Annotated in this window: 12 protein-coding genes; 11 read left to right on the forward strand and 1 reads right to left on the reverse strand. The window is 44.2% G+C overall.

What is annotated here, in order from left to right; genetic code table 11:
* Positions 1-6 precede the first annotated feature (6 nt).
* Positions 7-444, forward strand: a complete 438-nt coding sequence (locus ACFPIB_RS16515; protein ID WP_378018578.1) for a response regulator — start codon at positions 7-9, stop codon at positions 442-444.
* A 170-nt stretch (positions 445-614) separates the two neighbouring features.
* Positions 615-1,805 carry a cation:proton antiporter domain-containing protein gene (locus ACFPIB_RS16520; RefSeq protein WP_378018579.1) on the forward strand — a complete coding sequence of 397 codons (1,191 nt, stop codon included), beginning with the start codon at positions 615-617 and terminating at the stop codon, positions 1,803-1,805.
* 170 nt (positions 1,806-1,975) lie between these two features.
* On the opposite strand, the gene ACFPIB_RS16525 is transcribed toward ACFPIB_RS16520, so the two are convergent.
* Positions 1,976-2,575: a ribonuclease HII gene (locus tag ACFPIB_RS16525; protein ID WP_378018580.1), complete on the reverse strand. Its 600-nt coding sequence runs from the start codon at positions 2,573-2,575 to the stop codon at positions 1,976-1,978.
* 79 nt (positions 2,576-2,654) lie between these two features.
* Between ACFPIB_RS16525 and ACFPIB_RS16530 the strand changes: the two genes are divergently transcribed.
* The 9 genes from ACFPIB_RS16530 (at position 2,655) to ACFPIB_RS16570 (ending at position 15,350) form a co-directional block, all read left to right on the forward strand.
* Positions 2,655-3,206: an NUDIX domain-containing protein gene (locus ACFPIB_RS16530; protein ID WP_378018581.1), complete on the forward strand. Its 552-nt coding sequence runs from the start codon at positions 2,655-2,657 to the stop codon at positions 3,204-3,206.
* Between the two features lie 150 nt (positions 3,207-3,356).
* Entirely contained in the window at positions 3,357-4,244 is an 888-nt protein-coding gene (locus tag ACFPIB_RS16535) for a lysophospholipid acyltransferase family protein (protein WP_378018582.1), read from the forward strand.
* The gene (gene gatC / locus ACFPIB_RS16540) at positions 4,192-4,479 is read left to right on the forward strand and encodes an Asp-tRNA(Asn)/Glu-tRNA(Gln) amidotransferase subunit GatC (protein WP_378018583.1); all 288 of its coding nucleotides are present in this window, start codon (positions 4,192-4,194) and stop codon (positions 4,477-4,479) included. Before ACFPIB_RS16535 ends, gatC begins: the two co-directional genes overlap by 53 nt.
* 334 nt (positions 4,480-4,813) lie before the next feature.
* Complete coding sequence (locus ACFPIB_RS16545) at positions 4,814-7,888, forward strand: hypothetical protein (protein WP_378018584.1); 3,075 nt, start codon at positions 4,814-4,816, stop codon at positions 7,886-7,888.
* Positions 7,889-7,898: 10 nt separating this feature from the next.
* Positions 7,899-8,627 carry an ABC transporter ATP-binding protein gene (locus ACFPIB_RS16550; protein ID WP_378018585.1) on the forward strand — a complete coding sequence of 243 codons (729 nt, stop codon included), beginning with the start codon at positions 7,899-7,901 and terminating at the stop codon, positions 8,625-8,627.
* Positions 8,627-9,175 (forward strand): cob(I)yrinic acid a,c-diamide adenosyltransferase, encoded by a 549-nt coding sequence (locus ACFPIB_RS16555; RefSeq protein ID WP_378018586.1) that lies wholly within the window; start codon positions 8,627-8,629, stop codon positions 9,173-9,175. Before ACFPIB_RS16550 ends, ACFPIB_RS16555 begins: the two co-directional genes overlap by 1 nt.
* A gap of 253 nt (positions 9,176-9,428) precedes the next feature.
* A complete protein-coding gene (locus tag ACFPIB_RS16560) occupies positions 9,429-10,493 on the forward strand; it encodes a branched-chain amino acid aminotransferase (RefSeq protein ID WP_378018587.1) in 1,065 nt (354 codons plus the stop codon).
* A 211-nt stretch (positions 10,494-10,704) separates the two neighbouring features.
* A protein-coding gene (prfB, locus tag ACFPIB_RS16565) for a peptide chain release factor 2 (protein ID WP_378018588.1) occupies positions 10,705-11,782 on the forward strand; the annotation gives its coding sequence in 2 pieces (ribosomal slippage) (positions 10,705-10,755 and positions 10,757-11,782; 1,077 coding nt in all).
* Between the two features lie 397 nt (positions 11,783-12,179).
* Positions 12,180-15,350, forward strand: a complete 3,171-nt coding sequence (locus ACFPIB_RS16570; RefSeq protein ID WP_378018589.1) for a SusC/RagA family TonB-linked outer membrane protein — start codon at positions 12,180-12,182, stop codon at positions 15,348-15,350.
* Positions 15,351-15,372 lie beyond the last annotated feature (22 nt).

Below are 15,372 nucleotides of genomic sequence, written 5' to 3' on the forward strand. Positions count from 1 at the left end.
ACCAACATGACCGAAAACCAAGTTAGTATTCTGCTTGTGGAAGATGATTATTTAGACATCATGAACGTTGAACGCGAGCTGAAGAAACTTAATATAAATCTTCCCCTGCACGTAGCCCGTAACGGCCGCGAAGCGCTAAACTTATTACGCGGCGAAGCTGGAGCTACTAAAATTCTGCCAAAACCAAGCGTGGTGCTCCTGGATATAAACATGCCTAAAATGAACGGTATCGAGTTTTTGGAAGCAGTGCGCAAAGATCCTGAATTCCGCGATCTGAACGTTTTTATTATGACAACTTCGAACGAAGAAAGCGACCGCCTGGCTGCGCAGAATCTGAACGCTACCGGCTACATTGTTAAACCGCTTTCCTTCGATAAATTCGGCGGCGAAAATTCTACAATCGATAGCTTCAGTTTAATGCTCGATCTGCTGAAGATCAAATAAAACTTCAGGCTTGCACTCCGGCTTTTTGAAATAAAAAGCTATCTTTAAAACCTGTTTATCCGATCTGCCCGGGAAAATGTTCCTGATCTGCGGCTTGGATGAACAGGTTTTTATTTTTTAAATTTCCTTCAAAAAGGAAAATTAAAATTCGTTTTACCTAATTCTCTTTTATGAATCCATACTCGATCCTTATTTTTTTAAGCTTACTGGTTATTATTTCTTATGGGTTCGATCTGCTAGCTAAAAAAACCAAGGTTCCGAGTGTACTCATGCTGCTGGCTTGTGGTATCGGCCTGCAATATGCTGCCGAATATTTCGGGTTTAAATTTATTTTGCCTCGCGTAATACTGGAAGTTTTCGGTATAATCGGTCTGATCCTGATCGTGCTGGAAGGTTCGCTGGATCTGGAGCTTACCCGCGAAAAACTGCCTATTGTGCGGAAATCTTTTTTAGCGGCACTGCTTATTTTAGTTTTATCGGCTGTTTCCATAGCGTTTATCATTCAGTTCAACAACGATCTGCCTTTTCAGCAATGCCTCGTAAATGCCATTCCGCTAGCCGTGATCAGCAGCGCCATTGCCATTCCCAGCGTTTCTAACCTAACCAAAGACAAAAAAGAATTCATTATTTACGAATCTACCTTTTCGGATATTCTGGGCATTATGGTCTTCAATTTTGCCATACAGGATAATTTTGCCCAAACTATTTCCATTTTCACCTTTCTCTGGGACCTCTTACTGATTCTGATCGTTTCGGTAATTGGCTGCATTTTGCTGATCTTTTTTATCAACCAGATCACGCACCACACTAAATTTTTCCTGATCCTGGCCATGCTGGTGCTCATTTATTCGGTTTCGAAGATCTTCCATTTGTCGCCCCTTTTACTGGTGCTGGCATTTGGCCTCATTCTGAATAATACTGACGTTTTTGTAAAGCGACGTTTGCGCAATTTTATCAGTACCGACCGGTTGGAAGAAGAAGTTAATCAGCTCAAGATCATTACCGCCGAATCGGCTTTTCTGGTACGCACGTTCTTCTTTTTACTGTTCGGTTTCTCTTTCGAATTAATTAAATTGCTGGATGTGGAAATGCTCTTTATTGGCAGCTTGATTATTACCACACTTACCCTGATCCGTTTTTTTTACCTGCGCTTCATTTCACGGTCCAGCCTTTTTCCGGAATTATTTGTGGCGCCCAAAGGCCTCATTACCATTTTATTATTTTACAGCATTCCGCCTAAATTCCTGATCCCGAATTTTTCTGAAGGCGTCCTGTTTTTCGTAATTATTCTTACGGGCCTCATCATGCTTTTCGGGCTGCAGGTAAGTAAACAACCGCTTTCAGAAATAGAGGAATTTTAATTAGAATTGCTAATTGCGCGCTACCCGTAGTAGATCTGCAGATTTACAGAAGTATTTACCGGATGAAACAGCTGAGTTTTCAGGCTGAAAATGATACCGTTTTCAGTCTGAAAATCGGACGGAGATCAGCTTAAAAGTTGTGAGTTTTTTAGTCTAAAACACTACCGTTTTCAGAGAGTTAATTCCGGAACTTCGGCTAGTAATTTAAAAGTAAGGCGGTGGTGCGGCGTAGTGCCGAATTTAGAAATAGCTTCCCGGTGTTTAATGGTCGGGTAACCGGCATTCGTGTGCCAGCCGTATGCCGGAAATTCCAGCGCCAGTTTATCCATTAAATCATCCCGAAAGGTTTTGGCCAGAACCGAAGCAGCAGCAATGGAGAAATATTTTCCGTCGCCTTTTACGATGCATTCGTGCGGAACTTCCTGGTATCGTTTAAATCGGTTGCCGTCTACAATTAAGAATTCAGGTTGGGTTTGGAACTGCGCTACGGCGCGGTGCATGGCCAGAAAAGATGCGTTCAGAATGTTTATTTCGTCAATTTCGGTGTGCGAAACTTCGGCTACAGCCCATTGCACGGCTTCTTTGCAGATTTCTTCCCGCAATAATTCCCGGTCTTTTTTGCTTAATTGTTTGGAATCGTTGAGCAGCGGATGGTGATAATCTGGCGGTAGGATTACAGCAGCGGCCATTACCGGACCGGCTAAACAACCGCGGCCAGCTTCATCAAGGCCGGCTTCCAGCAAATTTCCGCTATAATTTGGCAGCAACATGTATTTCAGACAAAATAAACCGGTAAATAATTCAGCCCGAAATTACGTTATTTGTAGCAAAAAAACAGCTCAGAAACTTATGGATGAAACGGTTAAAAATCCTTGGCAAACGCTTACCACCAAAGAAATATACAAAAACCCCTGGATCAGCGTGCGCGAAGACCAGGTGATAAACCCAAAAGGCGGCAACGGTATTTACGGTGTGGTTTCGTTTAAAAACAAGGCGCTCGGCATTATTCCGGTAGATGAAGAAATGAATACCTGGCTCGTGGGCCAATACCGTTACGCGCTGAACGAATACAGCTGGGAAATTCCGATGGGCGGCGGTTTACTGGAACGCGACATTCTGGAAAGTGCCAAACGCGAACTGAAAGAAGAAACCGGTTTTACCGCCGACAAATGGACCAAAATCAGCCGTTTACATACTTCCAATTCCGTTACTGACGAAGAAGGTTTTGTTTTTTTAGCCCAGGAATTAACCGCCGGCGAAACCGAATTTGAAGAAACCGAAGACCTGCAACTTAGGAAATTACCGCTAAAAGAAGCCGTGGAAATGGTGATGCGCGATGAAATTACCGATGCCATCAGCGCTGCCGGAATTTTGAAGGCTGCCCGTTTGTTAGGCTTGTAGAAACCGCTTATCGTTTTTCGTTATTCATTGGTCAAAATTTTCAGGAAACTATAAAAAATCACATTCCTGAAATTCAACCAATTACTTTTAAAAAAGTATATTTAAATATAGAAAAACGATAGGGTTTGGAACATAAAAAGTGCGGGAGCTATGAAAACATCTACCTTTCAATCCGGAAAAACCAATAACGCCGATGGAATTGCATTAGAGAACCCCAATTTATTTGTAAATTTGGGGCTTATGCGTGGTTTAAAAAAGTTCGGCTATAATCTTTACAGGGCCTGGTGCGTATTCAGTTTCCTGTTGCCATTTATCATTTTGTTGCCGTTTTTCCGGCTTTTTATTCTTCGGAAGGAATGGTATAAATATGCCGGCCTTTTGAACCGTTTCTGGAGCTGGCTGCAGCTGCGCATGTACGGCGTGCGGGTAGAAGTGGTGCGCAAAGGCAATTACAACCCCGAAACGCAATACATTTACGCGCCCAACCATTCGTCTTATATTGATATTCCGCTGCTGCTCAGCACCGTGCCGGGTTTCCTGAATTTTGTGGGCAAAGCCTCGCTTACGCGCGTGCCGCTCTGGGGACCAATTTTCAAAGCGCTTTACATTTCCGTGGACCGCGACAGCCGGATGAGCCGCGCTAAAACGTATCTTTATTCTAACAAAACCTTAGACGAAGGCCGCAGCCTGGTGATCTTCCCCGAAGGAAAAATTCCGGATGAGAACGTGGGCAAAGAACTGGCTGAATTCAAAGATGGTCCGTTCCGGTTGGCGATTGAACGTAAAATTCCACTGGTGCCGGTTACCATGCCATTCAACCACATTTTTCTACCCGATGCAAAAGGCCAGTTCATTGTAAACCGGCATCCGCTCAAGATCGTTTTCCACGAGCCTATAGATACCACCAACATGACGCTGGCCGATCTTGATGCTTTGAAAGAAAAAGTTTACCACATTATAAAAACCGAATTCGTAACCGATATCCATGAAGACCGACATAAACACCATCCGGAGTCTGGCCCACTTAGCGCGGCTTGAATTTAACGAAACCAAAGAGCAGGAAATGCTTTCGGATCTGAACAAGATCCTGAACTGGATGGAGCAACTCAACGAACTGAATACCGACAACGTGGAGCCGCTTATTCACATGAGCGAAGAAGTGAACGTAATGCGCGAAGACGTAGCTCAAAACACTGTTACTCACGATGAAGCGCTGCGCAACGCACCTAAAAAAGACTCCGATTACTTCCGGGTGCCGAAAGTGCTGGAATAATTTTATTGCCCCTTGTTCGTTAATTGTTATTCAAGGAGTTTACGTTATTAAAAGAAAAGTCCCCCTTTGGAGGGGGTTGGGGGAGGATTTTTAGGTTATCAGGTCATCTTGACGCAAGGAGAAATCTCATCAGGTTGGTAGTAGCATTTATTCTGGCTACCCTACCTTCCTCAAGAGATTTCTCCTTGCGTCGAAATGACAAACAGTAAAAATCATCCCCCTACCCCCTCCAAAGGGGGACAAAAATTTACGTAAACTTCGAGGTTCAGAAAGCTGGTTATTAAAAGGCCGGCTTTCTGAATGAAATTTTACTTGATTCTTTGCCAAAAACGCTATGCTTTTACCCCTGAAAAGTAAAACACCACCCTCCCATACCCAACAACGAACAACCAATTTTCTACAAATTCAATCGCCGGGCCTGAAGTATCCGTACTTTGTGCTGCTTTTCATAAGCCTTGCAGCTGCCGGGTTGGGCATTTTCGCATATTTCACTGCCGATAATGCCATGATCCGCTGGGAAACTGTTTCGCAACTGGAGCCGGTAGATGCCCTAATTAACCAGTTTACGCAGGCGCAGCAAAATTTTACGATCAAAGCCAACGGCTATTTACTAACCGAACGCTACGATGCAAGCCTGCCTTACATTAATGTTTTCGCCGCGCATATTTTTCTGGCTTTTCTGGGCGTGTTGCTGGTGTATTTTCTTACGGTTGCTTCTACCTTAAAACGTTGGCCGTTTCTGACAGCCATGCTGCTGCTCATGTTTTTCCTGGTAACGGCCACGCTCGAAGGGCTGGAATTGATTCCGGGCGGCCGTACATTTATTCTGCTGCCGGTTATGTTGTTTCTGGCCGGGCCGGCTTATACTTTTCAGGCCTTCTACCCTACCGTTTCTTTTGCTAAAAGGCTGGGTATTTTTGCTTTGCTGGTGAGTTTACTGGGCATTTTTATTTTCAGCGCCAGCATTTATTCTCCTGAAATAACTTCGCTGCACATCATCAGCCATGCGGCACCTGCTTTGCTCATTGCTTCTATTTTGTTTATTGTTTGGGTGGCGTATGAAATTATTCACTTTCTGGTTTGGGTAAATACGCAGGCGCAGAATCCGCAACGGCGGCACGGCATGTGGCAGTTCATGTTCATCACGCTTATTTACCTGGCCAGCCTCACCATCTTTTTTCTGAACGAAGCAGGCGTTTACGACATCGATATTCTGCAGGTAAACGCGTTTCTGGTATTGTTTCTATCGGCGCTGGCAGGTTTCTGGGGCTTGCGCAAACGCGAAGAAATCTATGGCAGCATGGTTACTTTCTGGCCGGGCGCTGCATTTTTATTCCTGATCTTTGCCAGCATCACGTTCCTAAATATCGGTTACGTGTTTGCTACCGCCAACGACCCTTTAATTGCTGCTTATAAGTCTTTGATCATCTACGCGCATCTGGGTTACGGCTTCATGTTTTTCCTGTATGTAATGGTGAATTTCGGAAGGTTACTGGGACAGAAACTGCAGGTTTACAAAGTAGTTTACGACCCGAAAAGGCTACCGTTTTTCACCGTAATTACCATGGGCAGTATTGCGATGCTGTTCCTTTTTGCGAAAACGCAGTGGTTTACTTACAGCCAGGTGCGCGCCGGTTTTTACAACTATCTCGGCGACTTGTACAATGTTTCGGGTGAAGAATTGCTGGCTGAACGTTTTTATCGCGAAAGCGATATTCTGGAGCATCACAACGTAAAAGCCAATTACAGCCTGGCTGGCATCAGCCGCAAAAAGAATTTCCGGAATACCGAAATTGTGTACCTGAAAGAGGCGCTTACCAAACGGCCCAGCGAGAAAGTTTACGCCCGTTTATCGGCGCTTTTTGAAGACAAGCAATACTTTTTTGAGCAGCAATTTGTGCTGAAAGAAGCGCTCCAGAAATTCCCGGAAAGTGCGCGGTTAAACAACAATATGGCGCTGCATTTCAATAAAACTGCTCTGCTCGATTCCACGCATTTTTACTACGATCTGGCCGAAAATTTCAGCAAGGAAAAGGAAGTAATTACGAGCAATAAACTGGCTTTCTACATCAAAAACGGTTTACCGGAACAAGCGCAACTAGTAGCCAAAGAAAACGCCGGAACCGGCTACGTTCCGCTGAAAAGCAACGCCGTTTTATTGCAGCATTTGCTGGGCCAGGAAACTCCAAAACCAGAATATCCGGCTGCTGATTTCATTTTTGATACTCCGACTTTTACGCTGCTTTACCATACCGTTTTAAACCGCCTACACACCGATTCGAGCGCTATTACGCATTTAAAACGCTATATCCAGACGAAAGAAAACGCCCCGCACGCCGAAGATTTCACGTTATTAAAAGGCGCTTTGGAACAATATCATGCGCAACCACTACGCGCCAAAGAAACGCTGGAAAATCTGAGCCGCACCACTTCCGCCGGAACAGGTTATTACCAGGATATTCTGGGGCAATGGATGCTGGAACAGGAAAATTATTTAGCGGCCGCCGATTATTTTGCCAAAGCTAAAAGCAATAATTTCCCGGAAGCACCAATTCATGAAGCCTGGGCTCTGGCATTTGCCGGAAAAAAATCTGAAGCCATGGAAGCTGCCCGCAATTTACAAACCGCCGAAAACCCGGAAACGGTAAAAGAAGCGGCGCATTTGCTGGCAATTCTGGAAGCTGATCTGCCGAAAGCTTTTACTTTTAAATACGAAGCTGATAAGGTAAAATTCATGCAGATGCAGCCGCTTTCGGAACAAATTGAATTTACGGGTTTACTTGCTTCCATTGAAAACGAAACCGTGAAAACTGCGGCTGAAAATGTGTTGCTTTCGCGTTATCTGAAGCAAAATAATGCAGTTGCCACGCAGCAATTCCTGCAAGCGCACCCAACCGACATTGCGGCGAAAAACGTGGAACAATCGGATAGAAATCGTTTGCAGGCTTTGGTTTGGGCGAAACTGAAAAACGTAAATGCGCTGCAGCAGAACCTGAATAAACTTTATTTCGAACCACAATTCCAGGGTGAAAAAATTTATTACAAAGCGCTGTTAGCCGAAAATTCGAACAAACTGAAAGAAGCCAAAACGCTATACGATAAGGTTGAAAAAGTGCTGCCTTACCACGAAGATGCGCTGTTGGCGGCGGCCAGATTTTACCGCGACCAGCAGAAAGACGATATGCAGGCTTACAATATTCTAATGACCGGCATCACGTACAATCCGTTTTCGGTGGCACTTTATAAGGCTTATGTGCTGCAAAGCTTAAAAAGCGGCTTCGAAAGTTACGCAGCCTCCGGCATGGAACAGTTAACGCCGTTGCTTAGCCCGGAAGAATACGCTACCTTTAACCAGCTTTACCAGGCAGAACTGGCCAAAATTCAGGAAATATCCGCTGGTTGGGAATAAACGCGAAACCATGGCACAAACCATTATTCAAACGAACGAAATTTCCCGGGTTTACCGGATGGGTAGCGAAACGATTCACGCGCTCCGTTCCATTTCCATCAATATTCAGAAAGGCGAATACGTAGCTTTTATGGGGCCTTCCGGTTCGGGAAAATCTACTTTAATGAACATTGTAGGTTGCCTCGATACGCCAACTTCCGGCCAGTATATTCTGAACGGAAAAGACGTAAGCAATATGACCGATAATGAACTGGCCGAAGTCCGGAATAAAGAGATCGGGTTCGTGTTCCAGACGTTTAACTTATTGCCCCGTTCCTCTGCTTTGGATAACGTGGCTTTGCCGTTGGTTTATGCTGGTTATAAAAAATCGGTGCGCGATGAAAAAGCCATGGCGGCGCTTGCCAGCGTAGGTTTAGCCGATCGCGCCAAGCACAAACCCAACGAACTTTCCGGCGGGCAAAGACAGCGGGTTGCCATTGCGCGAGCGCTGATAAACGACCCCAGCATTATTCTGGCCGATGAACCGACTGGTAACCTCGATTCCAAAACTTCCTACGAAATTATGGACCTTTTCGAGAAGCTTTACGAAAAAGGCAATACCATTATTATGGTTACCCACGAAGAAGACATAGCCAAATACGCGCACCGTATTGTACGTCTGCGCGATGGTTTAATAGAAAGTGACCTTGAAAACCTGGAAGTAGCTACGCATTTACAACAAACTGCCCCGAAACACTAATGAAAGTATATACCAAAACCGGCGATAAAGGCGAAACATCTTTAATTGGCGGCACCCGCGTTAAAAAATCGCATCTGCGCATAGAAACTTACGGTACCGTAGATGAACTGAATTCTTACATTGGACTGGTGCGTGATCAGGAAGTAAACGTCAACCGCAAAGATCTTTTAAAAGAAATTCAGGACCGGCTTTTTACCATCGGTTCTTCGCTGGCTTCCGACCCGGAAAGATCGAAGATGAAAATTCCTGACCTGCACGCAGAAGATATTACCTTGCTTGAAAACGAAATTGACAAGATGAACGACGAATTGCCGCCTTTGCGGGTTTTCGTTTTGCCGGGAGGCCATCAGTCGGTTTCGTTTTGTCATTTAGCGCGCTGCGTTTGCCGTCGGGCCGAACGTCTGGTAATTGGTTTGCAGGAAGAAAGCTTTGTAGCCGAACTGGTTATTCAATACCTGAACCGCTTATCGGATTATCTGTTTGTATTAAGCCGCCAAATGGCCCACGAACTGAACGCCGAAGAAGTGCCCTGGAAACCGCGGATGTAGTTTTGAAATGAGGGAATGATTGATTGAGTGAATGAGAGAATTAATGAGTTTTTCAAAGCTATGAATTTCAATTACTTTCTCTGACTTTTTAAGCCCAAAACCATAGCGTTTTCAGTGCTGAATTTGCCGTTTTAAACAATTTTGGCTAATTTCAATTATGATCTTAAAGAACCGGTTGTTTTCACTTTCTATTCCGGAAATCTTTTCCGAAAAGCAACCATTCTATAATTCAGTAATTCAATAATTAATTTATATGATCGAGACCTGCTTTATTAATATAAACAAAACCCCGCAATCGCGCATTTCGGAGTTAGATTACAATAATATTGAGTTCGGTAAAATCTTCGCCGACCACATGCTTATGGTAGATTTTGTGGATGGTGAATGGCAAACGCCCCAGATCTTGCCTTATGGCGATCTTTCGCTTAGCCCGGCAACTTCTGCACTGCACTATGGCCAGGCTATTTTTGAAGGCATGAAAGCTTATAAAAATGCGGATGGTGAAGTGTTGATGTTCCGCCCAATGGATAACGCCCGCCGCCTGAACCTTTCGGCTGAACGCATGTGCATGCCAACCATTCCGGAAGAGATTTTTATGCAAGGCCTTACCGAATTACTGAAACTTGATGCTGAGTGGGTACCGCCAACCAAAGGTTGCGCTTTATACATTCGTCCGTTCATGTTTGCGACCGATGCTTTTGTGGGCGTACGTCCTTCGGCTACCTATAAATTCATGATCTTCTGCTGCCCGGTGGGTGGTTATTACGCCAATCCGCTGCGCGTGAAAATTGAAACCGAATATACCCGTTCGGTAGAAGGTGGCGCCGGTTTTGCAAAAGCAGCCGGAAATTACGGAGCTTCCATGTTGCCTTCTAAATTAGCGCAACAGCAAGGCTACCACCAGTTGATCTGGACCGATGGCAAAGAACATAAATTCCTGGAAGAAAGCGGCACCATGAACCTGATGTTCGTTATAGATGGTAAACTGATCACACCGGCATTAAGCACTTCTATTCTAGCCGGCATTACCCGCGACAGCGTTTTGCAACTGGCCCGCGACTTCGGAATGACCGTGGAAGAACGTAAAATTTCGGCCGATGAAATAATTGAAGCCCACGCCAACGGAACTTTGGAAGAAGCTTTTGGTTGCGGCACCGCTGCGGTAATCGCCCCGATCATTGCTATTGGCTACGAAGGAAAAGATTACGAGCTGCCGGCCGTAGAAACCCGCAAATTCTCCAATAAAGTTTCGGTAGAATTAGACAAGATTAAAACCGGCGAAGCGCCCGATACGCACAACTGGATGATGAAGATCTGAAAGACTTTTTAAGCTTAAAACGGTAGCGTTTTCCGGGTAAAAGATCTGGCTTTTAGGACGGGAAACGCTACCGTTTTTTAATTTGTAAGGCTAAAAGATCCGCTGTACAAAACACTTTTTCAGCCTGAAACCGTACCGTTTTAATTTCGCATTTAAACAAAACTAATTGCAGTAATAAACTTCCGTTCCTGCTTTCGGCTAAAATAAAATTATGACCAACGAACAAGTAAAAGATCTAAGAGGCCGCGTAGAGGCCCTGAGGAGGTACCTTTGACTACGATGCCAAAAAAGCGCAGGTAGTAGAAACCGAAAAACAAACTACCGCACCCGGCTTCTGGGACGATTCTAAAAAAGCTGAAACCATTCTGCGCGAAATAAAATCGGTAAAGATTTGGACTGACGATTACGAAGCCGTAGAAACCCAATTAGCAGATTTCGAAACGCTTTACGAATTCTTTAAAGAAGGCGAAGGCAGCGCTGAAGAAGTTGAAGCTGAATTTAAAGCCACCGAAACTTCCGTTGAGCAACTTGAATTCAAACGCATGCTCAGCAATGAAGAGGATCAGCTCAGCGCGATTGTGGAAATAAACCCGGGCGCCGGCGGCACCGAAAGCCAGGATTGGGCCGAAATGCTGATGCGGATGTACATCATGTGGGCCGAGAGTCATAATTTCCAGGTGCGCCAGCTAAACTACCAGCCCGGCGATGGAGCTGGAATTAAATCTGCTACTCTGGAAATTAAGGGCGACTTTGCTTACGGATATCTGAAATCGGAAATTGGAGTACACCGCCTGGTCCGTATTTCGCCTTTCGATTCCGGTGGCCGCAGACATACTTCGTTTGCTTCAGTTTTTGCTTACCCGCTGGTAGATGATACCATTAACATAGAAATTAACCCGGCCGATATTGAATGGGACACTTACCGGGCCGGAGGTGCAGGTGGCCAGAACGTAAACAAAGTAGAAACGGCTGTTCGCTTAAAACACAAACCTTCGGGCATTGTGATCGAATGCCAGATCGAGCGTTCTCAGTTAATGAATAAGGAGCACGCAATTAATATGCTCCGCTCCCGTTTATACCAGATTGAAGTAGATAAACGGAATGAAGAACGCGACAAAATTGAAAGTACTAAGAAACGCATCGATTTTGGCTCGCAGATCCGGAATTATGTGCTTCATCCTTATAAACTCATTAAAGATCTGCGCACCGGCATTGAACGTACCGATGTACAGAAAGTACTGGATGGCGACCTGGATGAGTATATAAGAGGCTTCCTGATGCAAAACTAAAATCTACGTTTTCCGTAGTGCGAAAAGTCCGGCAATACACCGGGCTTTTCGTCGTTTATGGCTTACAGGAAAGTACCTTTCACCTCACTAAAATCAAAAAATCTTCAAAAATTTTATAGTTTTTTATCCCGTATTATTACCCGGTTTTTAAGTTTCTGTAAGTACAGAATTATTCCCAAGCTACATATAATTTATTCTATATGAATACGTTATCCGAAACTGTAAAAATGCCGGGCCCCAACCTTCCATTCTCTACTCATCTTATCTATTCAAAATGCATTACAGGCGCGATAAAATTATGCTTGCAGCGTTTTGTTTATTTCAAACTTTTAATTAACATTGACTTGACAAACTGTTCAATTTTTTAAATTTATTTATTCACCCTAAAACAAACACAATGAAAAAACTACTCTTAATGAGTTTGGTCCTGGTGTTTACCTTGCTGCATCAGGCAATGGCGCAGGACAGAACAATCTCGGGTACGGTCATTGACAAGGCGACAAACACTGGTTTACCGGGCGTTTCCGTTTCTGTTAAAGGCCTTACTGGTGTCGGGACTGCTACGGACGTAAATGGTGGCTACACGTTAAGTGTGCCAGCAGGTTCAAACACGCTCGAATTCCGTTTTATTGGTTACAAAACCCTGGAACGTACCATTGGCACGGAATCGAACATCAGCGTTACTATGGATACTGATGCCAAGCAATTAGGCGAAGTTGTAGTAACGGCAATGGGTGTTGAGCGCCAGGAAAGAGGTTTAGGTTATGCAACCACTTCAGTAAAGTCGGAAGAGATCACAAAAGGACGTACTTCGAGCCCGATGAACGCCCTGCAGGGTAAAGTTGCCGGTATGAACGTATCGGCTGCTTCCGGTTCACCTGGTGCATCAACTAAAGTTATTCTTCGTGGTTACTCCTCTATTACAGGTAACAACAACCCGCTTTATGTAATCGATGGTATTCCGATGAACAACTCTGCTACCAACCTGAACGAAGGTACCAACACGGTAAACCGTACGCAGGACTTTGGTAACCGTGCCAACGACATCAACCCGGACGATATCGAATCGATCTCGATCCTGAAAGGTGCTTCGGCAACTGCGCTTTACGGTTCACGTGCAGCCAGCGGTGTAATTATCATCACAACTAAAAAAGGTAAAGCTTCTGAAAAGATCGGTGTAGATTATACTACTTCTGCTACTTTCTCCCGTCCGTTGCGCTTGCCACAAACCCAACAGGTTTTCGGTCAAGGCTGGAACGGTCACTTCGCTTCTGAAGAAAACGGTAGCTGGGGACCAATGCTGGACGGTAAAGATCGTTTGTGGGGTAATATTGTAAACAACTCACAACAAATTAAGCCTTTCTCAGCGCAGAAAGACAATTTGAAAGACTTCTACGAAACCGGTAAATCTTTCATCAATACCATTGCCTTATCTGGCGGTTCAGAAAAGACAAGCTTCTATGCTTCTTATGGTAATGTTAGCGAAAACGGCGTAGTACCAACAGATGCAGACTCTTACAAACGTAACACTTTAGCATTACGTGGTTCTACCAGAGGAAATAAATTATCTATTTCTTCTAACCTGAACTACGTTAGAAAAGATGCGAAAGCAGTAACTACCGGTCAGGGTGGCGAAGGCCAGACCTTATTCCAGGAAATGATCCAGATTCCGGTTGACCACAGTATTGTTGATTATAAGGACTTAAACAATCCTTTTAACACACTGGATAATTTCTATACCCCTTATGCGCAGAACCCTTACTGGTCTTTAACCCAGAACGGTAACGATTTCGACGAAAACCGTATTTTTGGTGGTGTTGACTTCAGCTATAACTTTACCGATTGGTTAACTGCTACCTTACGTGGTGGTGGTGACGTAGCGCATTCGGTTATTCAGGACTGGATTGCCAAAGGTACTTATACACCAGGCAGCCCTAACTCTTCTAACACAGACATCCCGGGTCGTGTTACTGAAAGAAACCGTTTCTCTCGTGATTTGGATGCTAACTTAATTTTAACAGCAAACAACAACATCAACGAAGATCTGCGTTTAACTACTTTGGTGGGTTATAACGTGAATGAGCGTTACGCCCGTAACGGTACTGCTTTCACAAACAACTTAACGATCCCTAACTTCTACAACCTGGCAAACTCTTCTGTTCCGGTTGAAGCTTCAACAGCAACCAGCTTAAGAAGATTGTATGGTATTTACGGTCAGGCTGATTTAAACTTCCGCGATTACTTATTCTTAACAGTAGTAGCTCGTAACGACTGGTCATCTACATTACCAACTGAGGATAACAGCTTCTTCTACCCTGGCGTGAATGGTAGCTTTGTATTTACCGATGTGTTTTCTAACCTGAAAGGCGTAATGAACTTTGGTAAATTACGTGCTGCATGGGGTAAAACCGGTAACGATGCTGCTCCTTACCAGGTAAATTCAGTATTTGTTCCAGGTACAGTTGGTTTAGGTTTTGGTAACCTGAATTTCCCACTTAGCGGTGTTAGTGCTTACGAGCGTTCTAACCAGATCGGTAACCTGAGCCTTGCTCCAGAAATTACCCGTGAGTTTGAATTTGGTGGTAACTTTGAGTTCCTGGATAGCCGTATCAAATCTGATATCTCTTTCTACAACCGTTCTACCAAAGGTCAGATCCTGCCAGTTCCAATTGCGCTTTCTTCAGGCTATTCAACCCTGGTATCTAATTTAGGCGAGATCTCTAACAAAGGTATTGAGCTTGGTTTAACAGTAACTCCTATCCGTACAGATGATTTCAACTGGGATATTCGTTACACTTTCTCAAACAACCGCAACAAAGTTGAAGAGTTAACTGAAGGATTAGATGAAATTACCATTACATCTATCTACGGCATTAACTTCGTAGCTACTGTAGGTGAGCCTCTTGGCGTATTCAAAGGCCCTGGTTACACTTACTCACCAGATGGTAAATTAATTGTAAGTGCTGCAGGCTACCCTGTTCCAACTACAGAGAAAGAAATTTATGGCAATTCTCAGCCTGACTTCATGATGGGCCTGAGCAATGAATTCAGCTACAAAAACATCAACTTCTCCTTCCTGTTCGATTATCGTAAAGGTGGTTTAATGTATTCTTACACGCAGCGCTTAACGCAGTTTGTGGGTAATACTACAAATACATTATACAACGACCGTCTGCCTTTCGTAATTCCTAATTCAGTAGTTCAGAATGCAGATGGTACTTTCTCTGAGAACGTGAACCCGGTAGATGTTGGAAGCATTGTAGATTACTGGAACCCGCAATCTAACGCGCCAATTGAAAGAGAACATTTATTCAGCAGAACTTACCTGAAACTAAGAGAAGTTGCTTTAGGTTATACATTACCTGCTGATATGGTTTCTAAAACACCTTTTGCTGGTGTTAACATCAGCTTAGTAGGCCGTAACCTGTTCCTTAAAACTCCAAAAGAAAACAACATCATCGACCCTGAGACTACTACCTTTGGTAATGACTTAACAGGTGAATTTGGTGAGTTTGCTGGCGGACCAAGTGTAAGAAGCATGGGTGCTACCTTGCGTGTAACGTTCTAATTGATTTAAATAGAATAGAAAA

The organism is Adhaeribacter terreus (assembly GCF_042657365.1).
In the GTDB taxonomy this organism is placed as follows: domain Bacteria; phylum Bacteroidota; class Bacteroidia; order Cytophagales; family Hymenobacteraceae; genus Adhaeribacter_A; species Adhaeribacter_A terreus.